Below are 26212 nucleotides of genomic sequence, written 5' to 3' on the forward strand. Positions count from 1 at the left end.
ACGCCGTGAACCCATCCCTGGGGGCTCGATTCGGCCATCCTGGCCTGCAACGGTTGGTTTAGGGTAAAGCTATTCCTGCTATCTGCAGCTCAGTGTTATCCGCTTAGCTTTTACCAATTAAACAGTGTGCCGTCTTCCAGCCGGTTTACCGGCAGGTAGGCGCGCTGATACGGGTACTTTGCTGCCAGCTTTTCGTCAATATCCACGCCATGGCCCGGTGTTTCGCCGCAGTGTAAAAAGCCCTGCTCAAAATAATAGTCATGCGGAAATACCGCATCGGTAGCATCGGTATGGCGCATATATTCCTGAATACCAAAGTTCGGCACCCAGGTGTCAAAATGCAGCGCTGCGCCCATGGTAACCGGTGATAAATCAGTAGCGCCGTGAAAGCCGGTTTTTACATGGTACAGCTCTGCCAGCGCGGCAATACGGCGTAAATGCGTAATGCCGCCGCCGTGTACCAGGGTGGTGCGGATATAATCAATCAGTTGCTCGCTGATAAGCTGCTGACAGTCATGGATGGAGGAAAACACCTCGCCTACCGCCAGCGGCGTGGTGGTGTGCTGGCGGATCAGCCGGAAACCTTGCTGTAATTCAGCCGGTACCGCATCTTCCAGCCAAAACAACTTAAACGGCTCCAGCTCTTTGCCCAGCCTTGCTGCTTCAATCGGGGTTAGCCGGTGGTGCACATCGTGCAGCAGGTGCAGCTCATCACCAAATTGCCGGCGCAATTCGGCAAACAGTTTTGGCGTATGGTTCAGGTATTTGCTGGTAGACCACAGGTTTTCTGTCGGCAGGTCGGCATCGGCCGGCTCATAAAACAAGGTGTCTTTCGATACGCCATAGGTCGAGGCCAAACCCGGCACACCAGACTGGGCACGAATGGCTTGATAACCCAACTCGCGGTATTTGGCCACGGCCTCTACCGTCTGTTCGATATCGTTACCGTTGGCATGGCCATACACCAGCACTTTGTCACGGCTGCGCCCGCCAAGCAGCTGATACAATGGCATAGCGGCTGCCTTGGCTTTAATATCCCACAGCGCCATGTCTATTGCGGCCAATGCGGTCATATTCACCGGGCCACGGCGCCAGTACACACCGCGGTAAAAATATTGCCAGATATCCTCAATCTGCCCGGCATCACGGCCAATCAGGCAGGGCAGCATATGCTCGTTTAGTATGCTGACCACCGCCAGCTCGCGGCCATTTAGCGTAGCATCGCCGATGCCGTACAGGCCCTGATCGGTTTCAATTTTCAGTGTGACAAAATTACGCCCCGGGCTGCAGACAATAACGCGTGCGGCTGTGATCTTCATTGCGGCTTTCCTGTTAGCGAAAAGCTCAGGCTAGCATGTGCCGTTTAAGCTGCAATTGAGGAAGTCAGCGCCGGTTTTACGTTTTTTACTAAGCGCTTAGCCAATATTGTGCAAAGACTTGGCGTAATAAAACAGCATGTTAGGCTGTGTCAAAACCTTGCCGGAGCCCACGGATGATTAAATGCTTAGCTGTCGTCGCCTTGCTGTGCAGCCTGAGTGTGCAGGCCGATATTCGTTTACCGACATTAATCAGCGATAATATGGTGCTGCAGCGTGACACCGCACTAACCTTGTGGGGCTATGCGGCGCCCGGCGAGCAGATAACAGTGCAGTTAAACGGTGCTGTGTTGGGGCAAGTACAGGCTGCCAAGGGCCAGTGGCAATTTAAGCTGGCGGCGCAACAAGCCGGCTGCGGCCATCAGCTGCGCTTTACCGGCAGCAATCAAATTACGCTAAATGACATTTGCTTTGGCGATGTTTGGCTGGCTTCCGGCCAGTCGAATATGGAACTGCCGATGGCGCGCCTCACTGAGGCCTATCCGCAGGATTTAGCCAGCGCCAATTACCCGCAAATCCGCCAGTTTACCGTACCGCAGCAGTATAACTTTGACGCGCCACAGCAAGATTTAAGCGCCGGGCAGTGGCAAGCCGCCAGCGCGGACACTATTGCGCAGTTTTCCGCGCTGGCGTTTTATTTTGCCCGCGACCTGTTTAACCACAACGGCGTGCCCATTGGCATTTTAAATAATGCCCTGGGCGGCTCGCCGGTCGAAGCCTGGCTGAGTGAAGAAGCGCTGCAGGCCTTTCCGGATGCACTGGCACAAGGGCTAAAGTTTCGCGACAAAGCGCTGATAGCGCAGATTGAAGCGGCCGATAAAGCCAAGAACGCACAGTGGTATGGCGCTTTGGCTAAAGCCGATGCCGGCTTAACCGGCGATACGCCTTGGTATGCACCAACGCTGGATCACAGCGACTGGCAAAGCTTTACCGTACCTGGCTTTTTGCCTGAGCCTTTTACCGGCGCCTGGTGGCTGCGTAAAACCGTGCAGTTAACGGCGCAGCAAGCCGCTGCCGCCGATACCTTGCGGCTTGGTTCTATCATCGATGCCGACGAGGTGTATATCAACGGTGTTAAGGTAGGCCATACCACTTATCAGTATCCGCCACGGCGATATACCTTGCCAAAGGGGCTGCTTACAGCCGGCAACAACCTGATAGCGGTGCGGGTTATTGCCACCAATAACAAAACCGGCCTGATGCCGGATAAACCTTACTGGCTGGGCACTGACGGGCAGCATATAGCCCTTAGCGGCCAGTGGCAGATGCGCCGTGGTGCCACAGCAGAGTCGTTGCCGTCTGATACCTTTGTCCGCTGGCAGCCGCTGGGGCTGTTTAATGGCTTAACCGCGCCACTGACCAAACTGCCAATTAAGGGTGTGATCTGGTATCAGGGCGAGTCGAATGTTGGCCGCGAAGTACAGTATCAACAGCGGTTTCGTGCGCTGATTCGTGACTGGCGCGCCAAGTGGCAACAGCCACAGTTGCCGTTTTTATATGTACAACTGGCCAATTATCTGGAGAAAAGTCCACAGCCTACCGAAAGTGGCTGGGCGGCGCTGCGTGAAGCACAACGCCTTGTGCAGAGCGAGCCCAATACCGCCATGGTGGTGGCGATTGATGTCGGCGAGTGGAACGATATTCACCCGGTGGATAAAAAAACGCTTGGTCAACGGCTGGCATTGGCGGCACGCGCGGTAGCACTGGGCGAGGATGTGCAGTATCAGGGGCCGCAGCTGCTGTCGGCACAGGCGCAGGGCGATAAATTACTGCTTAGCTTTGATCAGCAGCTGGTGCTAAAAGCCGGCCAAAGCTTTGCCATCGCCGGCAGCGACGGCGAGTACCGCTGGGCGCAGGTAAAGCTACAAGGTAAACAATTAGTGCTGTCGCATGCCGATATTAAAGCGCCGCAGCAAGTACGCTACGCCTGGGCCGATAACCCGGATGCCGTGCTGTATAACAGTGCAGGCTTACCGGCGTCGCCTTTTACTGCGCAGATTGCCCGGCCAAAGTAACTGGCTTAACCCGGCCATTGCCCTTTGTTTTAAATGTGCTTATCGGGGGTGCCGCAAGCCCCGACTTTATTCAGCTGTATTGCTCAGAGCATATTCCGGTTGCAGTAAGTGGCTTTTTCAAATTCACTGACATTCATAGCAATATTTGGCACATGGGGGAACATAGTCACTAACTTCTTAACAACCGACTGCGACAACTTTGCCCGCTGCTCAGTGCTGCGACCTTGCATAATGCTGGAAAAAACGTGGATGAAAAGCTCACGCTTTCCGCCAACCAGATACTTACTGTAAGGATTAACCCGGACTTTAATATCGCCGATATCAAACAAATCAGAGGCAACAGCAACTAAGTGAATTTGCTCTGCAATATATTCCTCAGGGTGACTTTCCAGCACCTCAACCGAGCAGTCGACGATAAAATGTGGCATTAATCTTCCTCTATGGATAATTTTGCTCGGACCTAGGTTATTAAATGCGATGTACTTTCGTAATGTCACGTAAACAACCAATTTTCACTAATTTCTCTTTAGGCTGACCATTCTTAGCTTCTTTAAGGAAATCGTAACTTCGATTAACTACAATCTGCTGCTTTAAATCGAAGGCTCTCTTTGTCGTGCCAAATACAAGCCTAAATTCTTTCTGATGCTCATAATGATTACCTTTTGCAAAAGCAAGATTCTTTGGCTCTTTTACATCAAATCCTACAGGCGCGTTATCACGATAATAATTCACATCCCCAGCTAACAAACCATTTTTATGTGGTGACAATAATTTCTTTATCGAAAAATGGACTCGCTTGGTAAACTCTAAAGGTTCGGTTATTTCTATGCATGTATTAGTCTCAAATTCTTTATACAACTCATCTTTAAGAATTCTCGACATGCAAAAGACAAAAATCAAATCGGTATTTGTTGAATTTAAGAAAGAGAAATCTCCTTTTGCCAAAATTCGACCAGTTTTTGGGCAAGACAAAGTTACATCATTCTCAGGGTTATCTCGATGAAATCCCTCTAATGGATCGCCTCTGCGAATGTCTTCGTATTGTCTGAAATATGTAAGGTTTCTGAACAAAAGAAGCCCTTTATCGACAAATCCACTAACAAATTTATCCGGCATATATTTGTAGAGCTTCAATATAACCTCTTAACCCAAATCAGCATTGAACGCTTCTTCGGCGGGTCGAGCCCGCACGTAAACACGGGTTACCCGTGCTTGTAAATTTAATGTACAGAACACTACACCGCTGCTGTACAACTTACAATAATTTACAGGTACAGCCGATAGTTGTGTTGGCAAAAAATACCGGCTAAGCCGTCTGGCAAAGCAAGGATAGTGTTTACCCTTGCTCTGGCTGCAGGTCGATAAAACTGCTGATGGTTAACCGGCCTGTTGCCGGATTGGCTGAGAGGCTGGCATGGGGCGGGATCGAGCCGCTGTGCAGGGCGTGGCGGCGGTAAATAATTAACCGGTTAAATACGCCTTCTGCCTCGGCTATCCGGGTGAATAACGGCGTGTCGCCGTTAATATAACCGGCATCGGGGCCGGGAATATTCGGGCCGCCATTTTCTGCTTCCATTGCACAGAAATAGGTTGCGGTGCGGTTGTTATCTATAGTTTCAAAGCCGGTTTTACGGTGACGGTAAAAGGCGGTGCCGCCCTGCTCGCCGTGAAATAAATAATGTACCGCCGCCAGTGCATGGCGTTCGGTGGTATCAAAATGCGGAATGCGCTGCAGCAGCTTTAATTGCTCCGGTGGCGTGGTAACCAGTGAATAATGACAAATAGAAAACTGCAGGCTGCCGGCAGGCAGGGTAAACACCTCCTGTAACACTGGCGTCAGGCTTTGCAGCAGCGCTTGCTGATAGGCCTGTGGCGCCGGCGCGCGCACGCCCGGGTAATAGGGCGAATTGGCAACAAAGCGCTGCTGGCAGGCATCGGCCAGCAACAGCTCTGGTTTGGCGAGAAAATTATCGACTATCAGCAGCGGCGATTGCTCGTTGCCGGGGTGCTGTACCGTTAGCTGCATAGCAGGATTAGGGCTTAGCATCGCGTATAGTCCGGCGCCTGGCAGTACTGACGGATAAACTCGCTGTGCTGCGGCAAGCGCGCCACGGCATGGCTGATGGTGTCGCGAATTTGCTGCAGATGTGCCGTTAATTGCTGTGCCGGCAAGCCAGCGACCAGCTGATGATAGCTGTGTGGTGTTAAGCGCTGGCCCAGCATGACGTGAGTCCAGGACTCGAGCCGGAACATTTCGTCGCCGGTTTGAAAGGCATGCGCGCTGGCACGGAACAGCTCTATACGGTGCGCCAGTGAATCGGGTATCGGCATAGTGCGGCAATAGTTCCAGAAGTCGCTGTCGCTGCGTTCGGTCTGATGATAATGCAGAATAATAAAATCGCGGATTTTCTCCAGTTCTCCAATCGACTGCTGGTTATATTCATCAATTAGCGGCTGGCTAACGCCGTTAAACGGAAATAAGCGCAACAGCCTGATCACGCCATTCATAAACAGGTAAATACTGGTCGACTCCAGTGGTTCAATAAAACCGCTGGCTAAGCCCAGCGCGACACAGTTTTTCAACCAGAACTGCTTGCGCCGGCCGGTTTGGTAACTGAGGATGCGCGGCTCAAACAGCGGCGCGCCTTCCAGATTGCTGAGCAGCCGGTCACTGGCGGCGGCATCAGACAGATAATCGCTGGCGTACACCAGGCCATTGCCAACCCGGTGTTGCAGCGGAATACGCCACTGCCAGCCGCTGTCATGCGCGATGGCGCGGGTATACGGCGGCAGGTTGGCGCCCGGTGCGGTTTGTACCACGGCGGCTTTATTGCACGGCAGCCAGTGGTCCCAGCGTTCAAAGCCGCTGTGCAGGGTTTGCTCAATCAGCAGGGCACGAAAGCCGGTACAATCGATAAACAGATCGCCGGTTACTTCTTCACCATTTTCCAGCACCAATGCACGAATATCACCGTTAACATGCTGCTGCACCTGCGCTATTTTGCCTTCTATGCGCACTGCACCCTGCGCTTCGCTAAAGCGGCGTAAAAAGCGGGCATAGCGGCCGGCATCCAGATGGTAGGCATAGCTAATCATCGAATTGCTGCTTTTGCCAAACTTGCCGGCGCAGGCGGCCTGCAACTCGTAGCAATAATCGCCCAGCGGCGCTGTGACGCCAAGCGCCCGGCCATGCAGGTAATAGTGCTGAAAATCAGCCAGAAAACTGCCTTTGCCGGTGGTGCCAAAAGGGTGCATGTATCTGTCGCCCAGCTGGCCCCAGTTTTCAAACGAAATACCCAGTTTAAAGGTGGCATCGGTTTCGCGCATAAACTCTTGCTCGTCGATACCCAGCAGATTATGAAACAGCTGCACCGGCGGTATGGTAGATTCACCCACGCCGACAGTACCGATATCTTCCGACTCGACCAGCACCACCTGTACCAGACCTTGTAAGCGTTTTGACAGCGCCGCGGCAGCGACCCAGCCAGCGGTGCCGCCGCCGGCTATCACCACTTTTTTAACGCCCGGCTGTTGTTCTGTTTCAGTGTGCACAGCATTGTCCCTCATATTAGCGGTTTAACCGGCTTAGCAGCATGGCTCTGAGCTGGCGCGCCTGCAGTTCATCCAGCGGGCCTAACATGCCCCGCGCTTCGGCCGGCAGGTGGGCTGCGGCTTGCTGCGGATCATCAAACACATAGTAATTCAGCAGTGCCTGCCAGGCTTTGCGCTCATGCGCCGGTTTATCACGCAGGCACAACAGGGCGTGATACAGCAGGTTCATGCCCGAGCCGGTATAGTGTGGCGCTGTGCTCCACCAGTAGTTAATCAGCACATTAAAGCTGCTTTGTGCTTCCACCTGATGCCACCACATACCGGGCAGATATAAGGCATCACCCGGTTCCAGTTCGGCAATACAGCCGGCAGCAACAGCGCGCGGAAAATTGGGAAAACGTTGCAAGTCGGGCTTATCGAAATCGACCATGCTGATCACCTGGCCGCCGGGTGTCGGCTGCAGCGGCCCCGGATACAAATTGCCGACTTGCTCCGGCGGAAACAGCGTAAAACGCCGCTTACCGGCGACACAGCAGGCGAGATTTTCTGACGCATCATAATGGCAGGCCGCCAGTGAGCGGTTACCCAGCCAGATGCTAACCCGATCCGGTTCAGTAGCGTAATCCAGCTCTGGTTTGGGCAGTTGCAATGGCAGTTGGCCCGGCAACGTTGGAAAGTGGCTTTGCAGCAGGTTAGAGGCGATATATACCGACGGCGGCTGCGCAACATCTTGCCAGGCCAGCAGATCAGCCAGTACCTGATCAATCCGGCCGTTGCTGATACTAAAATTTAGCCCGGTGGCGCTGTCATTATAAAAGTAGCGACCGTTCAGGCCGGGGTCGCCACGGTATACCTGGGTTGCTGCGCCGTTGTAATGGCATAACAGATAATCGGCCAGCGGCGCCGGGCCCTGTTGTCCCAGCCGTACTGCAGGCCAATGGCTGACCAGGCCTTTTAACAGCAGCGGCTCAGTGCTGTTAAGCAGTTGCGCCGGTACGACGCCTGGCTGGCAGTCATCAATAATACGGCAGTGCCGGCTAACCTGCAGCATAAGCGGGCCCTATACCGGTTGTGCTGCAGCGCGCAGCAGCTGATTTTTACGCTCGATTAAACTGCTGATATGGCGCAGTGAGCTTTGCATGGCAAAAGCCTGTTGTAAAAAACCGGCTTGATGTAACTGTTCCAGTTCAGGCCCGCGTAGCCTGGCCAAAGCGTCGCTGTTAATACAGTAATAACCATTTAAACGGTGTTTTTCGCCATTTTGCAGGCTGTATTCGATATTAACCGGCTGCAGCAGGTTTAACCGGCCAAAGGCATTGAACAGCGGGCCTGTCAGCGCCGTGCCGCGATGAATACGTTGCAGGGTATCGGCAATATGCTGCAAATAAGGGCTGTTGCCGCCATGGGACAGAAACAATTGTTGGCCATATTGCCGGTTTACTTTTGGGTGTGCCAAATCGATATGCACCACGGCTTCGGGTTCGGTTTGTCCGGCCTGCTGCTGAAAGCCGATACGAAACGGGCCTTTTTCAATCAGTGCCGGAATATAGCGACCATCCCAGCCATTGGCGTGCTGTGGGTTAAGGTACAGATTTTCTTCTGCTGCCAGCCCCAGTAAAGCGACAGCCTGAAAGCTGTCGTCCTGTTGATTGTGCTGCGCCAGAATGGCGTACTCGTGTTGCAGGGCGCCAAATTCGGTGGCAAACACCGGCACACTGCAAAGGTTGTCGCCATATTCTGCGGCAAAACAGTGCAAGACCCGGGTATCCTGATGGTCGATATTATTTAACAGTACGTGCTGCGTCATGTCTGCTTCCTGTCTCTGTTACTACCACTGTCGTTAAACGGTAAAAAGCCGCTGCGCTGCCGCCCGGCTTTTACAGTACAACGAACAGAGCATCACCGCCAGTTGTGCTGGCGGCAGGCTTCAGAAGTCGTAACGCACGCCAAGCTGATAGCGAGGCCCCAAATCGGTCAGGTACCACAACATGGCTTTATTACGGGCATGTGAGCGGCTGTTTTCACCGGTCAGGTTAATGGCTTCAGCAAATACAGTCAGTTGCGGATTGATGTCGTAACTGACGTTAACATCAATTTGCCAATAGCCTTCTTCGAACCTCGGGTTATTTGAACCGCCTTTATTGACTTCAGCCAGATATTTATCGCGCCAGTTCCATGCCACCCGCGTTTGCCAGCCGTCTTTCTCAAAGATACCAATCAGGTTCGCGGTATCGCTCAGGCCAACCAGAGCAAACTGCGATTCGTTCGGATCGGCATTGTTATTAAAGCCAACGTCGCCGCGCACTATGGTGTAGTTAGCCTGCACACCAAAGCCGCTTTCACCGAAGAAATGCTGAATAGCAAATTCGGCACCATAGATTTTCGCAGCGCGGTTGTTGTCCGGCGTACTGGTACGGAAAATCACTTCCGGGTCTTCGTCTGTCGCCCGTAAATCAAAACCCGCATTATTAGCGAGGAAATCGATCTGTGCCGGCGTGCCGGTAAATTGCGGATTGGCGCCGAATTCGGCAATCATATCCGGGTGGGTGCGGTACTCGTTAAATACCATCATCGCATACAGGTAAGTGTCATCCAGCGGGAAGCCGCCGTCCTGCACCGCCTGGGCTGCCGCTATTGCACGCGGGCCGGCGGTGACATCGCGGATACCCAGCAGTGGTTGATCGACCTGGCGGCTGCCGATAAAGTTAACCACGTTTTTCTGGAAAACGCCGGCCGACATATAGCTGAACGGGTTGTAATACCACTCCAGCGACATGTCAAAGTTAGTCGACTCCAACGGCAGCAAACGGGGATTAGAGGCATCAGCAACCGGTTGGGCGCCTAACAAGGTGGAACCACCGCCGCCGCCAAAGTCGGAAGCTGAAACCCCCAAGCTTCCCAGGCCGGCACGGGCGATAGTTTTGCTAAACGAGAAGCGGCTAATCAGATCATCACTAATATGCAGGCTGACATCGAGGCTTGGCAGCAAATAGTCATAATCATTTTTTGCATTGGCAGGCTCCGGCGGTACGGTGGAGTCGACATAAGCCACCACATCGTCGTTATCCTCCCACTGAAAGTACACGTCACTTACTAAAGAGCTGGACTTCGAATCAGTTTTTTCATAACGCAGGCCGGTTAATACATCAAACTGCATACCGCCCAGCTCTCCTTCCAGTGCTACCTGGAAGTACACTGCCATGGTGTCTTCTTCTACAATGTTGTCGTAGGATAAAGCACTTTCAACAGTGGACGGAATACCCGGATACAGCGCTTCGGCAGCGGTATACAGGGCACGCGGATCGGCAATAAAGCCATAGCCGCCCGCCAGGGTGTCGTAGTCATCAAACTCACCCGGTAAATTAAAGGGTTGGATCAGATCACCAAATTCGCCGGGGTTGCCGACGTTCCAGTTGCCCAGCGCGATATTATTACCGGCAGTTTGGATAGAGCGCGATTCCATATTGCGAATTTCAGCACCAAAGTCGAAGCGGCCATCGTCAAACTCGTAGGCACCATCAAGCTTCAACTGCTTAATTTTACTTTCCTGACTGGCATTACGAATACGGGCAATAGAAGAACCGACATCACCGGCGTCAACCATGCCATTGGCATTGGCGCCTTTATCCGGCAGGGTGTCGTCATACACATTCAGGTAAGTGGGTAAGTCAGCGCCCCAGAACCATTCACGCGAGGTAACAATAGGTGCGCCTAAACCAACAGCAAGCTCGCCTGAGTTGCGCGGTCCGGTGCCGCGGCTGTACAGCTCAGAGCTGTGGGCATCCAGTGCCAGCGTCAGCGAATTATTGACCTGATATTCCAGGTTTAAGCCGGCAGATTTCAGCGTATTGGTTTGTTCACGCCATTGCTGCTCGTACCCTTCATCAACTGCACTGGCATAGGTTTCCTGAATATAAGACGGTGTTTTTACCGTGTTGTTATCAAACTCAACCAGCTTGGTGTTACTGCCTCTTTGCACCCAGTTGGTAATTTCACCACGGTGTTCTACCAGGTTATTTTCGGCAAAGGTATAATCTGCGGTGGCGGTAAAGTTGTCCTGAGGTCTGAATTGCAGTGTCAACTGAGCGTTATCCCGCTTGCGTTCAGTGTTGGAAAAGGCATAACGGATATCGTTTGGCCGGGCATATAACTGGCCTTGTGCCGGTGCATTAACCACCACAGTATCAGCGTTATTCCAGGTACGGTCAGCATCGGCAATATCGTCCCAGTAATCTACCTCCCAGTCATTCACCGTGGCGCCGGTATAGCCGGAATCACGTTGCTGGTGGCTGGCTGAAATACTGACGCCAAACTTACCGTTGTCCAGCACATGACTGAAAATACCCGATATTTCCGGTGTTACATCGTCGCCGCTGCGGTTGGTGGTGTCATGCACTGCTTTAACGCCAACACTGGCTACGGTTTCGCCGGTGTCCATCGGTCTGGCAGTTTTTACGTTCAGGGTGGCACCGATACCGCCGGTGGCAATATTGGCTTTGCCGGTTTTATACACTTCTACCGCGCGGATACTTTCTGAAGCGAGGTTGGAGAAATCGAAAGCTCTGGCGCTGCCGCCGCGGGTGGTACCGTCAGCACCAGAGCCGGCACCATAAGTGGTGGCAGAGGGCATGGTGCGGCCGTTAAGCGTGACCATATTATTGTCGCCGCCAAAGCCACGTACTGTTACTTCAGAGCCTTCGCCATTGTTGCGGCTAATCGACACCCCGGTAATACGTTGTAGAGACTCTGCCAGGTTGGTGTCGGGAAACTTACCGATATCTTCGGCAGAAATGGCGTCGACCACCCCCATGGAATTACGTTTAATAGAGGCGGCTTCCTGCATACTGGAGCGCACACCTTTAACCTGAATTACTTCAATATCTGCCGCCGTGACGGTTTCCGTTTCCGGCGCTTGTTGCGCATATAACGGCATGCCTGCAGCGCTACCAAGCAGCAATGACACCGCTTGGGCCAAGGCTGTTCTGGTAAATCTGTTCCTGTTTTCCATTTTTTCTACATCCCCTTGTGATTTGTTATAAGTCATTCAAATCAAACAATCGGGCATTCACAGCATTATTTATTCCACTTGCCGGATCCCGCAGTGCTCGTTTGTGCAGGCGCTGACCTTGCCAACTGCCTGCACATCCATGCTGACCAGCCAAGCCCCCGACAATCATTGTAGTAATCTTGTTACTTTGGCGATTTTGTCAAAATGCGTTACCTTCTTGCTTTTTTTTATATTTTCAGCGGGCATAGCAGCAGTAAGACTGTTTTTGGCTTTAAATACCAGTAGTAACTGTGGTGTTTTGTTGCGGCGATGCGCGGGAGGGAGAGCCGCCGGCGGCTAAGCGGTGCTCTGTTGTGCTTGAGTGGAGTGGCTTAGCGTTACGCGGTTACCACCGGCTTTTTTGCCCAGGTACATGGCTTCATCGGCCAGTAACAGCAGCTCTTTTTCTGTGTCGCTGTGACAAGGGTACAGCGCTACGCCAATGCTGGGCAGAATGTGCAGCAGCTGGCCGGCCAGCGCAAAAGGCTGGCTGAGTGCCTGGCGTATTTTCTCTGCCAGTTGCACCGCTGTCTCTGTGCTATCTACGTGCTCCAACAGAATGACAAACTCGTCGCCGCCAAACCGTGCTACGGTATCGCTGTGGCGCAGGCAACTGAGAATACGCTGTGCGGTTAGCTGTAACAGCTGATCACCAACATGGTGGCCGTGCTGGTCATTTACCGGTTTAAACTTATCTAAATCCAGATACAACAAGGCAAAGCTGCCCTGCTCGCGCTGCGCCCGGGTTTTGGCTAGCTGCAAGCGGTCGGCAAACAATTCGCGGTTGGGTAGCCCGGTAAGTTGATCATACAACGCATTGTACTGTAGCCGGTCCAGCATACGTTTACGTTCTATCGCAACGGCTACCTGCACCGAGACAAATTCCAGCAGCTCAATGTCACTACTGTTGTAACCTGCTGCAGTGGCATCGTTTTGTAACATCAAAGCGCCTATTACGTCACTGTGCGATTTTAACGGCACACCTAACCAGTTTGCGGCTTTTGCACCGGCCAGCTGGCGTAATTTGGCCGGCAGTTCTTTGCGGTTATCTTTGGTAATTAAAATGGTTTCTGCACGGCGGATAACCCCGGCGCAGAAGGTTAACAGCTCGCTGCCCGGCGGGTTTTGTTGGGCTGTATCGTAAACAAAATTAAGTTGCTGAGGGTTATTATCGGTCAGCACTATGCTAAAACGCTGCAGCGGAATTAAACCGGCAATGATCTGCTGAATAGTGTGGTACAGCGCCGGCAAGTCGGTGCTGGCAAAAGCCGCTTCAGAAATAGTATAAACCGCCGCCTGGCGCGCCTGAATTACCTTGCTGCGGCTGATATCGCGCGCTACCGCCACGCGGCGCTGGTCGGTGTCAGACCAACGCGCCGACCACAGCAAATGCACTATGCGGCCATCTTTGCGGATATAGCGGTTTTCAAAGTCTACTTTTACTACCCCGGCGTTAATTTCGGCTGCGGTAGCTAAGGTACGCTCTCTGTCATCAGGGTGCACCAGCTCTATCATCGGCCGGCCGAGCATTTCGGCGGGGGTGTAGCCAAAAATACGTTCAGCACCGGCACTGACAAATTCAAAATGGCCGCCTTTATCTACCACACAAATAGCATCGAGCAGTAAATCGATATAGTTACTCAGCGCTTTGTAACTGTCGGTGTTCATAGCAAGGCTAAGGCTTCACAGCAAAAGAGTTGTGTAAACCTTAGCACGGATCCGCCGGCTTATCTGCGGCCGGCGATTTAAATGTTAGCTTAAGCTAAAGTGTTAACCTGGTTTCTTAAGCTGCTGATTAACTGTTGGCAATTGCGCCACACCAGCGCATAAATAGTCAGTTGCGGGTTGGCGCCAAGGCTGGTGGGCAAGATAGAGCCATCGAATACCGACAGGTTTTGCAGTTGATGGTGGCGGCCATTTTGATCTACCACACCGTTGGCGGCGCTGGCGCTCATATTGCAGCCGCCCATAACATGGGCCGATACCACGGTTTGCTTAAGCGCCTGCATTGGTAGCTGCAGTATGGCTGCTTTGGCTTCGGGCCAATTGTTGTAAAGCTGAGCATCGTGATGAACAGGCAGTACTTGTCTGGCGCCGGCGGCAAACTGCAGCCCGGCCATCGATAACAAGGCTTCGCGCATACCCTGCCATAAATAATCTGTGATCGGGTAATCCAGCACCGGCTGCTGTGCATCATCTAATTGCACTGTGCCACCCTGGCTGTGCGGATGAAAACCATCACGCAGCAGCGCTATGGTGACCTGTAAATGGTTAAATTGCTGCATTAAGGCGGCATGCTGGGCGCCGGTACCGGTTAGCTTGGTGGCCATTAATACCGGGTGCAGCGGTGGTACTTCCAGTTTATAGCCGGCCTTGTTGTTATCCGCCGGCCAGACAAATTGATCAGAGTAAATGGATTGCGGCGCACCGCTGTGGCCGTTTATGGCGTCATCGAACAAGGCGCCGGAAATCACTGTCGGGTGCAAATAGGTATGTTTGCCTAAACGGCCGGACGGATCAGGTACTTTTGAGCGCAGCAACAAAGCCGGTGAGCCGATAGCGCCGGCAGCGACTATATAATGTTTTGCTTTAATGCGGATACGAAGATCATGGCGTGGCTGAAAGTACTGGTCTACCGGTACTGCTTCCAACCCGGTAATGCTGTCGCTCTGCCAGTGCAACTGGCGCACCGAAATCCGCGATATCAGTGTCGCGCCCAATGCCATCGCCGCCGGTATAGTACTCACCAGCATCGATTGCTTGGCATTAATCGGGCAGCCCATACCGCAATAACCGAGGTTAGCGCAGCCATTCACGTTGCGGTTAATTAATGTGTACTGCCAACCGAGCTTTTCGCAGCCTTGCTGTAGTTTGGCGTTGTTGGCGTTGGGTGGCACCGGCCATTGGTGAATGTTAAGTCGCTGCTCTGCTGCTGCAAAATAATCAGATAAATCATCTTTACCACTAAAATTGACGCCAAATTTGCTGTTCCAAAAGTCCAGTGTAGCTTTTGGTGTTCTTATTGATGTCGTCCAGTTTACTGTGGTAGAGCCGCCGACGGTACGGCCCTGCAAAATGCCGATGGCCTGATCGCGGGTTTTACGCGCCGCACCTTCCTGATACAAATGCGGGTACGCCCAGCGTTCCTGCATCACAAAATCATCGCGGGTGTACCAGGCGCCTTCTTCCAGCAGCAAAATTTTAAAACCAGCTTGCGCTAATTGCTCGGCGGCAATACCGCCACCAGCGCCGGAGCCGATAATAACGATATCAGTATCAAACAGCTGGTCTTGCGTAAATTGGCTGGCATCCAGGTGGTTAATCGTCATGTGTCTATCTCATTAATCTGCTGAAAGTGCCTGAAGCGACGGTACAAGGTGTCCGCACGCAGCAGCGGCAGGGATGCCGCGCAGGCTGAGACAGCACAGGGACGTGCTGTTGAAGGCGGCGAAGTGTGGATTTCCTTGTACCAGAGTCGTTCACAGTGACCGCGTGCCCACCAAAGCTCACAGGCTGCAACACCCGCTGTGCTCGCCACAGCAACTCGCGGTCGCCTTCGCGCCCACTCAGACACTCTGTGGCTGCGCATCGGGGTTCCAACCTGTTGCTGTTCGCACTTATTATCATCCTATCTAAACCGCGGCGCAGTGTAGCCCAGCGTTTGCCAGTGCTCACTTTGGCCATAATAAGCACCATACAGCAGTTCACGCAGGCCATGATAAGCTTGCTGTAACAACGCTAAGTAACTGTCGCGCCACCGGCTGAGCAATTGCAGCCGCTGGTGGATGCTAAGGTCGGCCAGTGTGCTGACATGCCCGGTCAGGCCCAACTGAGTAACGCGGTTAGCCAGCAGGTTAAACAGCTGGTTAAGCTCCTGCTGCTGGCGCAATGGTAAAAACGGCAGAAAGTCGCTGATCGCGGTTTTAGTGCGATCAAGTTCGGCAGCGGCTAAGGTCGCATCTTGTGGTAAAGCACCGTACAATAGCGCCGGTAACAACGCAGATAACACCAGGTCGCGGTTGCTGCTATCCGGCGTCAGGCTTCGCTGCCAACCCCGGATAGCTAACCCGCTACCCAGGCTGGCTGCTGCACCTAAGCTAATGCCGGTTAAGATAAATTTGCGCCGATCCATAGTGCTGCACCTGCTGTAAAAGTGAACTCATTGTTTATCAGGATACACTAATTTGCAAGCTCAGATCAGACCAGTATCAAATGCGCCGTTTCAGCCTGCCTGGTGGTTAAAGCATGCCCACCTGCAAACCATTTTTGCCAAATATTTAAGCCCGAAACAGCGTGTCAGCACCACAGCGGAACTGTTTAGCTTACCCGATGGCGATGAATTACAGCTAAATTGGTTAGACAATGCAGTTACAGACGATAAAGCGCCGTTGGTTATCCTGCTGCACGGTTTGGCCGGTGATATTAACAGCCATTATATTCAGGCCATGCTGGCACAGTGCCGTGAGTTTAACTGGCCGGCGGTGTTAGTACATTTTCGTGGTTGTAACGGTAAACCCAATAAACTGCCACGCGCTTATCATAGCGGCGATACCGCAGATGCTGCGCTGGTGATCAATGAGGTAAAGCGGCGTTACCCGCAGCGACCGTTAGTGGCGGTAGGCTATTCGCTTGGCGGCAATGTATTACTGAAATACTGTGGTGAGCAGGCCGAAAAGAATCCGTTAGCTACGGCGGTGGCGGTATGCCCGCCGCTGTCGTTAGCCGCCTGTGCCAAACGCATTAACAGCGGCAGCAGTAAGCTGTATCAGCGTTATTTACTCGGCCGGTTAAAGCGCAGTACTTTGGCCAAACTGCAGCAATTCAGTAACTTTCCCCTGCCGTTAACACCACAGCAGGTGCAGGGTTTTAGCAGCATTGAGCAGTTTGACGAATATTACACCGCGCCGGTGCATGGTTTTTTAAATGCACAGGACTATTACAGCAAAGCCAGCAGCAAAGCATTTTTACGCCATATTCATATACCCACGTTGATTATTCATGCCAAAGATGACCCGTTTTTAAGTAACGACGTGATCCCCAAAGCTGATGAGCTCAGCCCGCATATTCATTACGAGCTGACCAGCGGCGGCGGCCATGTCGGCTTTGTTTATGGCAGTGTGCTAAAGCCCAAATTCTGGTTAAATCAGCGTATTCCGCAGTTTATTATTGAGCAGTTAATTAAATGATTATTCCTTACACCGAGATCGCAGAAGACACCCTTAACAACCTGATCGAATACTATGTGCTGCGCGAGGGCACCGATTACGGCGAGCAGGAAATGGCGATGGCGGAAAAAGTCGCCATGGTACAGCGTCAACTGCAAAGCGGTGAAGTGGTGATTGTCTATTCGGAGCTGCATGAAAGTATTAACCTGATGCCGAAGCAGTTGTTTTTGCAACAACAAGATCAGCAAGACAAGCCGTCATAAAAACATCACCGCTGTTTCATGTAACTGTCATGCGTTGTGCTGACACTGATTTATTAATTGGTTAGCTTTCAATAATAAAATCAGGAATATCAGCATGCTAAAACGTTCACTGCTCGCTTTAAGTATTATAACGATATTGTCCGGTTGTTCGCTGGACGGTGATGATGGTGCAGCAGGCGCTACAGGCCCGGCAGGAGATGCCGGACAGCCTGGCAAGAGCGTGCCGCGAGAGTTGAGCATTGAAGTAGTAGGCCGTTTTAACACTGGCATTTATGGTAAGTCGGCTGCCGAAATTGTGCAGTTTCATAAGGCATCAAACTCGGCTTTTGCCATTAACGCTGCAGACAACCAAATTGAAGTTATCGCTTTGGCCAACCTGCCTGTAGCAGCGGTTGGTAATGGTATAACTGATGACAGCTTAAGCTCAGTACCTTTTACTTTTGCCGATAGTGTCAGCGTTAAAGATGCTGCCGGTAACGATATAACGGTAGCGCTGGGGGAAGCCAACTCTATCGCCATTTATGGCGACCTGCTTGCTATTGCGGTTGCCGCACCGGTTAAAACTGACAACGGTGCGGTGTTGTTTTACAGCTTAAACGCCAGCGGCGTTGGTACCCTGGTTAAAGCTGTTGCGGCTGGTGCCTTGCCGGACATGCTGACCTTTACCCCGGATGGCAGCAAGGTGCTGGTGGCCAATGAAGGCGAACCGGATACCGATTACAACGCTGACCCGGAAGGCAGCATTTCGGTGATTAGCCTGACCGACGGTATACCGGCTGATGTAGCACAAACTATAAATCTGACGACAGATATCGTGTTTAGCTCTGATTTACTCTCTGCCGGCGACTACGACACTGACGCTAAACGTCGGGCGTTATTGCAAACAGCGGGTGTTAAATTTGCCGGCCCGGCAGGTACCACGGTCGCGCAAGACTTAGAGCCGGAATACATCACGGTAGCGGCAGATAGCAAAAAAGCCTGGGTGTCGTTGCAGGAAGCCAATGCCATTGGCATTATCGACCTTGAGGCAATGACCATTGAAGTTAAAGCGCTGGGCGTTAAAGATTGGGGGCAGTACCTGATTGATTACACTAACGAAGACGAAGTGGCGTCATTTCGCAAACTGCCTAACGTATATGGCCTGTATCAGCCGGATTCTATCGCCTCTTATCAGTGGAATGGCGCTACCTTTATTGTCTCTGCTAACGAAGGCGACTCACGTGATTGGGATGCTTACTCAGAAGATATCCGCGCTGCCGATATTATCGACCCGGACGAACTGAACAAAACCTTTAGTACTGAACTGCAAGCGCTGTACGACGCCACCGGCGGCGATGACGGCTTAGGCCGGTTAAAAGTAACAGCAGCACTGGTTGACCCGGATAACGACGGTGTAGTAGAAAAACTCTATGCCTATGGCGGCCGTTCATTTTCTATCTGGGACCAAAATGTGAATATGGTCTATGACTCCGGCGACGATTTCGGCCGTATCTCTGCTGCCATTCTCGGCAATAACTTTAACAGTGCCCATACTGAAAACAAAGGTGATAACCGCTCTGACGACAAAGGTGGCGAGCCGGAAGCCATTGACGTCGGCACTATCGAAGGCCGCACCTATGCCTTTATTGCCCAGGAGCGTAGCGGTGATTTGTTTGTTTACGACGTAACTAATCCGTTTCAGGCCAGCTTTGTCAGCCATTATATTAACCGTAATTTTAGTGCCGATTTTGAGCTGGACGATGACTTAGCCGAGCCGTGTGATACTGCCGAAGGTATGGACTGTACCGAAGTGCCGCTGGCCGGCGATTTAGGCCCGGAAAGCATTAAGTTTGTGCCTGCCGCCGACAGTCCGAACGGCAACCCGCTGCTGCTTATCGGCAATGAAGTCAGCGGTAGTGTAACGGTGTATCAGGTAACAGAGCTGTAAGTCAGGCATTAAAGCAGTTGCTATACCATCAAGGGCCGGCAGGGTGCCGGCTCGCATTCCCGATTTACTCTTAGTATACTGCAGCGGTGTTAGTAAAACGGAGTGTTGTAACCAACCTGTATGAGCCTTTTAATTGCATTTGCGGTTTTGTCAATTGCGGTATCCTTTGTTTGTTCTATCCTCGAAGCAGCGTTGCTATCGATTACCCCCAGTTATATTGCCCAGCAAAAGCTGACCCGGCCTAAGCTGTATGAACAGTTAAAAGTATTAAAAGATAAGATTGACCAGCCTCTGGCGGCCATTCTTACGCTAAACACTGTTGCGCACACTGTAGGTGCTACCGGCGTTGGTGCTCAGGTGACTATCGTATTTGGCAACGGCTATTTGGGTATCACCTCTGCGATCATGACGGTGCTTATTCTGGTGCTGTCTGAAATTATGCCGAAAACCATTGGCGCGCGTTACTGGCCAAAACTGGCACCGCTGCTGCCTGCTGTGCTTAACGCTATGATCACTATGCTAAAGCCGTTTATCTGGTTATCGGATCAAATAATGAAGTTATTTGGCGGCGGCCAGCACGAACATGATTTACGCCAGGAAATTAAAGCCCTGACCGTATTGGGCCGCGAACTGAACAAGCTGGATGAAGACGAGCAGCGGGTTATTGCCAATATTCTTGATCTGCACGACATTAAAGTACGTGACATTATGACACCGCGTACCGTGTGCGAAACTGCCAGTCCGGACGAGCCGCTGGACGCTTTTGCTGAACGGGTCAAAGTAGGCCAGTTTTCCCGTTACCCTGTATTGGATAAAGACGAAGCGCCTCTGGGTATCGCCTTTCGCTACGATATGCTGGATATTACCGACCAAACCACCGTTGCCGATTTAATGAAACCGGTCAAAGTAATTTCTGACAAGATGAGCGCCGAGCAGCTGATGACACAGCTGATGCACGAGCGCCAACACATGTGTTTGGTCTACGACGAATACGGTAGCTGGCTGGGTTTGGTAACGATGGAAGACGTGATAGAAACCATTATCGGCCAGCCGATTATGGATGAAACCGATGATATCCCCAATATGCGCCGCTTTGCCAAGCGCCGCTGGGAACATAAACTAAAGAATATGTCTGACGACTGAGTTGCATAACCAAAACAGGCCGCAATTGCGGCCTGTTCTACATTTATATCTAACAACTTACTGTTTTAACGGCGCTTTTAATGCTTCTGTCATGCCGTTAATGTCGCCGGCTTTTAAGCCGATTTCCGACAGCAAGGAATCCAGAATAGGCGCCTGAGCGCGATAGCGTAGCGCGCTGTTTACTACTTGATCGGCCAATGAGCCATTGCCGCCATCACTGGCTACGCCATCAGCGCTGCCGCCACCCTGTGAGCCCATACCGTTAACCTGCAGGATCTTAATATCGCTGATCTGCTCCATCGGTTTTACGCTCTGAGCAATAATATTTGGCAGATGCTCAATCAGTGCCAATCTTACCTGCATGGCAATTTGCTCAGCTGACAAGGTGTTAGCGGCGGCGTTAATAGCCTGCTTACCTTCGGCTTCTACCGCGTAGCTACGCGCTTTGGCATCAGCTAACAACAGTTCAGCATCAGCTTGCCCTTTGGCGGTAAAGCGCTCTTTATCGGCCTGGCCCTGAGCTGCAACCCGTAAAGCTTCCGCCTGATCTTCTGCGGCTTTTTTCTCTGCCTCAGCAGCGACCACCAAATGGATCGCATCCTTTTCCGCCTGCTGACGCGCCTGAATCAGTTCAACCTGCTTGGCCCGTTCTGCCTGCTCGGTTTGCCGCACGGTAATAACGCCCTCTTCCTGTTTTACCGCTAACGCACGGGCTTTATCGGCATCGGCTTTAGCTTCAGACTCGGCACGGGATTTCTCTGCTACCGCGATAGATTTTTCCTGCGATGCCAGCTCGACCGCCTTTTGCCGTTCAATTTCTGCTTGCTCTACCGCGCGTTGTTTAGCAATTTCCATCTCGCGCACCGCACGGTCTTTTTGAATGGTTTCATTGTCGATATCGCGTTCCGACATAATGCGTTTTAAATCAATTTCACGCTGTGAGGCAATTTGCGCTTCTTCGGCTTCGCGCTTTTTTTCTGCCTGTTCGCGGGCAATTTCTGCCATTTGTGACGCCCGTCGAATGGATACTTCACGTTCCTGCTCTAAGCGGGCGTATTCTTCTTCCCGTGAGATTTGCAGCTTGGCCCGCTCAGCTTCAAGGTTCTTGGTCTTAATCGCTAAGTCGGTTTCCTGCTCAATATCGTTACGAATTTTACGGCGTGATTCAATGGCCTGCGTCAGCTTAGTTAAACCTTCGGCATCAAACGCATTTTGTGGGTTAAAATGCTCAAACGCCGTTTGATCTAAACCGGTTAAGGATACCGACTCCAGCTCTAAACCGTTTTTCAACAAGTCTTCCGATACCACATGCTGTACTTTTTGCACAAAATCAACGCGCTTTTCATGCAGTTCTTCCATCGCCATTTCAGCGGCCACCGAGCGCAGTGCATCAACAAATTTACCCTCAACCAGCTCTTTCAGCTGTTGCGGGTTCATGGTTTTTAAACCCAATGTTTGTGCCGCATTGGCAATCGCATCTGCGGTCGGCTTTACCCGCACATAAAACTCGGCGGTAACATCGGCACGCATACGGTCACGGGTTATTAAGGCTTGCTCGTTCGCGCGGCGCACTTCCAGGCGCAGCGTATTCATATTTACCGGGATAATTTCATGCAATACCGGCAGCACCAGTGCGCCACCATTCATAATCACCTTTTCACCACGAAAACCGGTACGCACAAAGGACACTTCCTTAGTCGCTCTTTTGTATAGCCGGGCCAAAATCATGCCCAGTATCAGCAAACCGACCAGCACCGCACCGGCGATGATCAAAATATCAATTAAATTTAAAGGCAACATTTACTGCTCCTTTTAAAAAACCTTCCGTTGTGGCAGGCACTTAGCGCTGCTCTGACAAATGCGGGTTAGGATTTAACATCGCTTTGTATACCGCGCCCTGGCGCGACAACAACAGCACTTCATTGCCCTGGGTAAACTCTTCAGCCGCATCTTCCGGCTCCAGTTGCACATAGTGGCTGTAACCATGCTGATCACGTACTTTGGCTTCAGCCGGATAGCCGACCCGCGCCGTGCCCAGTGTAATAACGGCAATACGGCCCAGCAGACTGTCTTCTGTGACGGCAGTGGTTTCGTCGCGCGGCATAATCGCCTGCAATACACCACCGCCCAGCCGCACCAACGGCAAACTGAGTACCAGCACTATTGGCACCGCCAACCAGCCCGGGGCCAGCACGCCCAGCATACTGTGCAAGGCGCCCTGCAACAGCAAGCCAAGTAAGCCAAAACACAGTAAAAAGATCACCAGCAGCATCAGCAGTGGCACTTCGCCTATGCGTAACCAGCCGAGAAAACGGCTTAAGGCAGTATCGGCATCAATCTGGCCAACTTCTGCATGCGGACTAAGCTCCGACTCCGGCAACAAGCTTTCCAGCGCTGATGACACGCCCGCACCAAATAAGGCAGCGACCCCTTCCAGCACAGCTATCATCAGCATCAGTACCAGTGCGATACTAAAGGCCATATTCTCACTGGCCAGCATCAGACTAAACACTAGCTTTTGCCTGCTTTAAGCGCCGCCAGACGTTCGGCTACGCGGTTCTTGCGGGCTAAATCTTCCAGCTCAGCCAGTTTGCCAGCATTACCAAGGTTGGTGTCGCGCCCGGCAATGCCGGAGGCTTTTTCCAGCACCCGGCCAAAGGCATCGCTGGCGCGGCCGGCTCTATCGGCTGCAGTATCACCACGCTGAGCAGCAGCTGAAGCAGCTTGTGAACTCGCTTGCTGTGCCTGTACAAAGGAGCGCAGCTCCGCCTGCATTTCGCGTTTTTTCGCCTGAAGCGCCTGCACAAAACCTTCCAGTTCTTTTTCCCGCGCCGTACCATCAGTAATGGCCGCTTCCAATATCGGAATGCGCGCCTCTATATCCATTTGTTCTGCAATACCGGCTTCAGCTAAATCATCACGACCATTGGCTACTGCTACCTCTAACTGGCTTGCCAGCGCTTCATAGCGACTGTTTTCTTCCATCAGTTTTTTACTGGCCAGATGCTTTTGTGCCACCTGCTGACCCAGTTCGCTGCGGGTATCCGCAATCGCAACATCCAGCTCACGGATGGCTTGTTCCATTACCGTTTCCGGTGCACTGTTTTCTACTGCATCTACCAGCGCGTTAACACTGCCACTGACCAGACGCGCGACACGACGGGTTATACTCTCACTCATTGCGGTGCTCCTTGTATTGCCAATTTGTGTTCATGGATCAGGGTTGCTAAGCCAAACATGCGTTGGGCCAGCCCGGTATCCGCACTGGCTGTTAATGCCAATGGCATTAACAATTCATTTAAGCGGCATAGCTTTAGCATGACTTGCTGCTCGGTCTGTTGCAGTTCACGGCTATTCAGGCTGCTGCAACTGGCGGCCATTGTTTGCAACGTCGCCAATAAATCGGGTAGCGCATCCAGCACCCGCACCATCAACTCGCTGTGCTGACTTAACTGCTGTTGACGCACCAGTAATTGGCGCTTTATTTGTCCCAACCATTCCTGCATCTGGGCCAAATTCTGGCCATAATCGGTGAACCCCTGATGCCTGCGCCGGGTTTCTGCCAGTAAAGCGCGTAATTTATCCGACGGTGTATGAGCGCCATCATATTCCAGACTGCTGATAAACTCGGCGTCTTCGACACTGATCCTGGCGCTGAAAGGCACCGTTTTCGTGCTCATATTGCGCTCCTTGCCACTGTGCGTGTTCATTTAATACTTAGTGTATTCAAATGAATTCAAAAGTAAACAATAAACACCATTATATTGATATTTTTATTACCTCTGTTGTTGAGATATAAAAAAACCAGAACCGTAGTTCTGGTTTTTACTAAGTGAACTGTATGTGAGCGATTAAAACACAATTACACTTTAAATTTACTGACCAGCGCATTCAGCTCAATAGCCAGCCGTGACAACTCACCTGCACTGGCAGTGGTTTGGCTGGAGCTGTCGGCCGTTTGTGCGGCTAAGTCACTGATGGTAACAATGTTACGGTCTATCTCACGCGCTACTTTTGATTGCTCTTCAGCAGCACCGGCAACAACGTGGTTTTGATCACTAATTGCCATAATATTGGTGGCAATTAACTCCAACGCATCAGCAGCTGACTTAGCCACATTCTGTGCATTGTCGGCATTGCCGCTGATCAACTGCATGGCATTTACCGCTTCTTTGGCAGAGGACTGTACTTGTTGGATCATCTGCTCAATTTCACCGGTAGAGGTTTGTGTGCGATGTGCCAGGCTGCGTACTTCATCGGCCACCACGGCAAAGCCACGGCCGGCTTCACCGGCACGGGCGGCTTCTATTGCAGCATTAAGTGCTAACAGGTTGGTTTGGTCGGCGACACTGCGGATAACTTCCAGTACCTGGTTAATCGATGATACTTTCTCAGCCAGGGTATTAATGACTTTGGTACTTTGGCGTACATCGGCATTCATCTTCTCAATGACGCTGCTGGTCTGCGCAACTTTTTGTGTGCCGTCTTTGGCCAGGGTGGCAGACTGTGATGAGGCTTCTGAGGTTTGCAGCGCTGTACCGGCAACTTCGTCTACCGCCGAGCTCATTTCGGTTATCGCCGTTGCCGCTTGCTGAACTTCATCGTTCTGCAATTGCAAAGCCTTGGCCGATTCATCCGTAATTACGTTCAGCTCTTCTGCAGCAGCTGCCAGTTGGTTTGATGAACTGGCGATATGGCTGATGGCGTCTCGCAGTTTTTGTTGCATCTGCTTTAAAGCGGTAGATAATTCGGTTAGTTCGTCTTTACCACTGACTTCCAGTGGCTGTGTCAGATCACCATCAGCAATAAAACGTGCCGACAGTACCGCTTGTGCCAGAGGTTGATTAACGCTGCGTGAGATAAGTACTGCAATCGCCACCGCAATAATAATGGCGACAATAATCAGCACTATTACCGCCCATTTCGCTGATTCATAGGTAGATATTGACTCCGCGCGGGCATTGACAGCGGCTTGTTGGTTCACTTTGCCAAGTTGCGCCAGCAGATTATTCATTTGATCAGCCAACGGATTCATTTGCTCCAGCAAGTCCTGGGCTGCGCCAAGTTCTTCCTGGCGTAACAACTCTAATGCTTTGCGTTGTAATTCAAAATATTGTTTTTCAACGGCTTCAAATTGGTCAAACAGTTTACGCTCTTCCGGTATATAAACGGTTGCAGCATAATCTTGTACCGCTTTTTCTACCGCAGCATTAATTGATTCGATACTCTTAAAGGTTTCACCTTCCTGGGTAATATCGATCGCCAGCAATAGCCGTAGTGTCAGGGCACGGGAGCGACCGGTTAATGATTCTACTTGTCCGAGGTAACTTATCGCCGGCAACAGGTTAGATTCTACAATATCCGCTTGTGCTCTTACCTTAGACAGGCTTTGTACACTAAATATGCCGGTAATCGCCAGCAACAGTGCCAATATACCGAAAGCGGCCAGCAATCGTTTTTGTATGGTTATCGTTCTGAGCATTATTTACCTCTGATTGCAGTTTAATTTGCCTTACAGCATTACTATATCGGCCAAAACCGGAAGACACTGAAAAATTTCTTTTACTTTAGCCTGTTGCAGGCTGAGCCGCCAGCGTTGGATGTATTTTTACTGCAATGGTTTGTCGCTTGACATACTGAGCCAATAAACAGGCTGTGATATAAGTTAAAAAAAAGGCCGCTTACGCGGTAATGCCGGTCAGTTAAGCTGACCGGCATTTTTCT

21 protein-coding genes are annotated in these 26212 nt (G+C 51.7%); 5 read left to right on the forward strand and 16 right to left on the reverse strand.

Translation table 11 applies throughout. The features are described from left to right. Window positions 1-110: 110 nt before the first annotated feature. A complete protein-coding gene (manD, locus tag HRH59_RS04465) occupies window positions 111-1319 on the reverse strand; it encodes a D-mannonate dehydratase ManD (protein ID WP_173500070.1) in 1209 nt (402 codons plus the stop codon). A gap of 173 nt (window positions 1320-1492) precedes the next feature. Between manD and HRH59_RS04470 the strand changes: the two genes are divergently transcribed. After that, window positions 1493-3391, forward strand: coding sequence for a sialate O-acetylesterase (locus tag HRH59_RS04470; RefSeq protein WP_173500071.1), 1899 nt, complete (start codon window positions 1493-1495; stop codon window positions 3389-3391). Window positions 3392-3474: 83 nt separating this feature from the next. Here HRH59_RS04470 and HRH59_RS04475 read toward each other — a convergent pair whose 3' ends face one another. From HRH59_RS04475 to HRH59_RS04520, 10 genes are all read right to left on the reverse strand, one after another. Continuing rightward, complete coding sequence (locus HRH59_RS04475) at window positions 3475-3819, reverse strand: 5-carboxymethyl-2-hydroxymuconate Delta-isomerase (protein ID WP_173500072.1); 345 nt, start codon at window positions 3817-3819, stop codon at window positions 3475-3477. 40 nt (window positions 3820-3859) lie between these two features. Beyond that, entirely contained in the window at window positions 3860-4525 is a 666-nt protein-coding gene (locus HRH59_RS04480; protein WP_173500073.1) for a hypothetical protein, read from the reverse strand. A gap of 202 nt (window positions 4526-4727) precedes the next feature. Then, on the reverse strand, window positions 4728-5438 hold the full coding sequence (locus HRH59_RS04485) for a DUF6445 family protein (RefSeq protein WP_173500074.1): 711 nt from the start codon (window positions 5436-5438) through the stop codon (window positions 4728-4730). Beyond that, complete coding sequence (locus HRH59_RS04490; RefSeq protein ID WP_331460149.1) at window positions 5432-6943, reverse strand: tryptophan halogenase family protein; 1512 nt, start codon at window positions 6941-6943, stop codon at window positions 5432-5434. The genes HRH59_RS04485 and HRH59_RS04490 overlap by 7 nt, the downstream gene beginning before the upstream one ends. A gap of 16 nt (window positions 6944-6959) precedes the next feature. Beyond that, complete coding sequence (locus HRH59_RS04495; protein WP_173500076.1) at window positions 6960-7994, reverse strand: cupin-like domain-containing protein; 1035 nt, start codon at window positions 7992-7994, stop codon at window positions 6960-6962. A gap of 9 nt (window positions 7995-8003) precedes the next feature. Next, complete coding sequence (locus HRH59_RS04500) at window positions 8004-8750, reverse strand: SapC family protein (protein ID WP_173500077.1); 747 nt, start codon at window positions 8748-8750, stop codon at window positions 8004-8006. A gap of 120 nt (window positions 8751-8870) precedes the next feature. Beyond that, entirely contained in the window at window positions 8871-11876 is a 3006-nt protein-coding gene (locus HRH59_RS04505; protein WP_218573458.1) for a TonB-dependent receptor, read from the reverse strand. Window positions 11877-12287: 411 nt separating this feature from the next. Then, entirely contained in the window at window positions 12288-13658 is a 1371-nt protein-coding gene (locus tag HRH59_RS04510; protein ID WP_173500079.1) for a diguanylate cyclase domain-containing protein, read from the reverse strand. Between the two features lie 89 nt (window positions 13659-13747). Further along, window positions 13748-15319, reverse strand: coding sequence for a GMC family oxidoreductase (locus HRH59_RS04515; protein ID WP_173500080.1), 1572 nt, complete (start codon window positions 15317-15319; stop codon window positions 13748-13750). Window positions 15320-15618: 299 nt separating this feature from the next. Continuing rightward, window positions 15619-16122: a hypothetical protein gene (locus tag HRH59_RS04520; RefSeq protein WP_173500081.1), complete on the reverse strand. Its 504-nt coding sequence runs from the start codon at window positions 16120-16122 to the stop codon at window positions 15619-15621. Between the two features lie 52 nt (window positions 16123-16174). Here HRH59_RS04520 and HRH59_RS04525 point away from each other — a divergent pair, with 52 nt between their 5' ends. From HRH59_RS04525 to HRH59_RS04540, 4 genes are all read left to right on the forward strand, one after another. After that, window positions 16175-17176 (forward strand): hydrolase, encoded by a 1002-nt coding sequence (locus tag HRH59_RS04525; RefSeq protein ID WP_173500082.1) that lies wholly within the window; start codon window positions 16175-16177, stop codon window positions 17174-17176. Beyond that, the gene (locus HRH59_RS04530; protein ID WP_173500083.1) at window positions 17173-17418 is read left to right on the forward strand and encodes a YheU family protein; all 246 of its coding nucleotides are present in this window, start codon (window positions 17173-17175) and stop codon (window positions 17416-17418) included. Before HRH59_RS04525 ends, HRH59_RS04530 begins: the two co-directional genes overlap by 4 nt. Window positions 17419-17512: 94 nt before the next feature. Continuing rightward, complete coding sequence (locus HRH59_RS04535; RefSeq protein ID WP_173500084.1) at window positions 17513-19345, forward strand: choice-of-anchor I family protein; 1833 nt, start codon at window positions 17513-17515, stop codon at window positions 19343-19345. Between the two features lie 120 nt (window positions 19346-19465). After that, the gene (locus HRH59_RS04540; protein WP_173500085.1) at window positions 19466-20488 is read left to right on the forward strand and encodes a CNNM domain-containing protein; all 1023 of its coding nucleotides are present in this window, start codon (window positions 19466-19468) and stop codon (window positions 20486-20488) included. 57 nt (window positions 20489-20545) lie between these two features. Here HRH59_RS04540 and HRH59_RS04545 read toward each other — a convergent pair whose 3' ends face one another. From HRH59_RS04545 to HRH59_RS04565, 5 genes are all read right to left on the reverse strand, one after another. After that, complete coding sequence (locus tag HRH59_RS04545; protein ID WP_173500086.1) at window positions 20546-22288, reverse strand: flotillin family protein; 1743 nt, start codon at window positions 22286-22288, stop codon at window positions 20546-20548. Window positions 22289-22328: 40 nt separating this feature from the next. Continuing rightward, window positions 22329-23000, reverse strand: coding sequence for a YqiJ family protein (locus HRH59_RS04550; protein WP_173500087.1), 672 nt, complete (start codon window positions 22998-23000; stop codon window positions 22329-22331). Then, window positions 23000-23668 carry a PspA/IM30 family protein gene (locus tag HRH59_RS04555; protein ID WP_173500088.1) on the reverse strand — a complete coding sequence of 223 codons (669 nt, stop codon included), beginning with the start codon at window positions 23666-23668 and terminating at the stop codon, window positions 23000-23002. The genes HRH59_RS04550 and HRH59_RS04555 overlap by 1 nt, the downstream gene beginning before the upstream one ends. Continuing rightward, window positions 23665-24168, reverse strand: a complete 504-nt coding sequence (locus tag HRH59_RS04560) for a hypothetical protein (protein ID WP_173500089.1) — start codon at window positions 24166-24168, stop codon at window positions 23665-23667. The genes HRH59_RS04555 and HRH59_RS04560 overlap by 4 nt, the downstream gene beginning before the upstream one ends. Before the next feature lie 182 nt (window positions 24169-24350). Then, window positions 24351-25970 (reverse strand): methyl-accepting chemotaxis protein, encoded by a 1620-nt coding sequence (locus HRH59_RS04565; protein ID WP_173500090.1) that lies wholly within the window; start codon window positions 25968-25970, stop codon window positions 24351-24353. Between the last annotated feature and the right edge of the window lie 242 nt (window positions 25971-26212).

This window comes from Rheinheimera lutimaris (genome assembly GCF_013283795.1).
GTDB lineage: Bacteria > Pseudomonadota > Gammaproteobacteria > Enterobacterales > Alteromonadaceae > Alishewanella > Alishewanella lutimaris.

Bases quoted from the DNA above. Each gene is read 5' to 3' on its own strand.
- manD (WP_173500070.1), bottom strand. From the start codon at position 1,319: ATGAAGATCACAGCCGCACGCGTTATTGTCTGCAGCCCGGGGCGTAAT.
- HRH59_RS04470 (WP_173500071.1), top strand. From the start codon at position 1,493: ATGATTAAATGCTTAGCTGTCGTCGCCTTGCTGTGCAGCCTGAGTGTG.
- HRH59_RS04475 (WP_173500072.1), bottom strand. From the start codon at position 3,819: ATGCCACATTTTATCGTCGACTGCTCGGTTGAGGTGCTGGAAAGTCAC.
- HRH59_RS04485 (WP_173500074.1), bottom strand. From the start codon at position 5,438: ATGCTAAGCCCTAATCCTGCTATGCAGCTAACGGTACAGCACCCCGGC.
- HRH59_RS04495 (WP_173500076.1), bottom strand. From the start codon at position 7,994: ATGCTGCAGGTTAGCCGGCACTGCCGTATTATTGATGACTGCCAGCCA.
- HRH59_RS04500 (WP_173500077.1), bottom strand. From the start codon at position 8,750: ATGACGCAGCACGTACTGTTAAATAATATCGACCATCAGGATACCCGG.
- HRH59_RS04505 (WP_218573458.1), bottom strand. From the start codon at position 11,876: ATGCCGTTATATGCGCAACAAGCGCCGGAAACGGAAACCGTCACGGCG.
- HRH59_RS04510 (WP_173500079.1), bottom strand. From the start codon at position 13,658: ATGAACACCGACAGTTACAAAGCGCTGAGTAACTATATCGATTTACTG.
- HRH59_RS04515 (WP_173500080.1), bottom strand. From the start codon at position 15,319: ATGACGATTAACCACCTGGATGCCAGCCAATTTACGCAAGACCAGCTG.
- HRH59_RS04520 (WP_173500081.1), bottom strand. From the start codon at position 16,122: ATGGATCGGCGCAAATTTATCTTAACCGGCATTAGCTTAGGTGCAGCA.
- HRH59_RS04530 (WP_173500083.1), top strand. From the start codon at position 17,173: ATGATTATTCCTTACACCGAGATCGCAGAAGACACCCTTAACAACCTG.
- HRH59_RS04535 (WP_173500084.1), top strand. From the start codon at position 17,513: ATGCTAAAACGTTCACTGCTCGCTTTAAGTATTATAACGATATTGTCC.
- HRH59_RS04540 (WP_173500085.1), top strand. From the start codon at position 19,466: ATGAGCCTTTTAATTGCATTTGCGGTTTTGTCAATTGCGGTATCCTTT.
- HRH59_RS04545 (WP_173500086.1), bottom strand. From the start codon at position 22,288: ATGTTGCCTTTAAATTTAATTGATATTTTGATCATCGCCGGTGCGGTG.
- HRH59_RS04555 (WP_173500088.1), bottom strand. From the start codon at position 23,668: ATGAGTGAGAGTATAACCCGTCGTGTCGCGCGTCTGGTCAGTGGCAGT.
- HRH59_RS04560 (WP_173500089.1), bottom strand. From the start codon at position 24,168: ATGAGCACGAAAACGGTGCCTTTCAGCGCCAGGATCAGTGTCGAAGAC.
- HRH59_RS04565 (WP_173500090.1), bottom strand. From the start codon at position 25,970: ATGCTCAGAACGATAACCATACAAAAACGATTGCTGGCCGCTTTCGGT.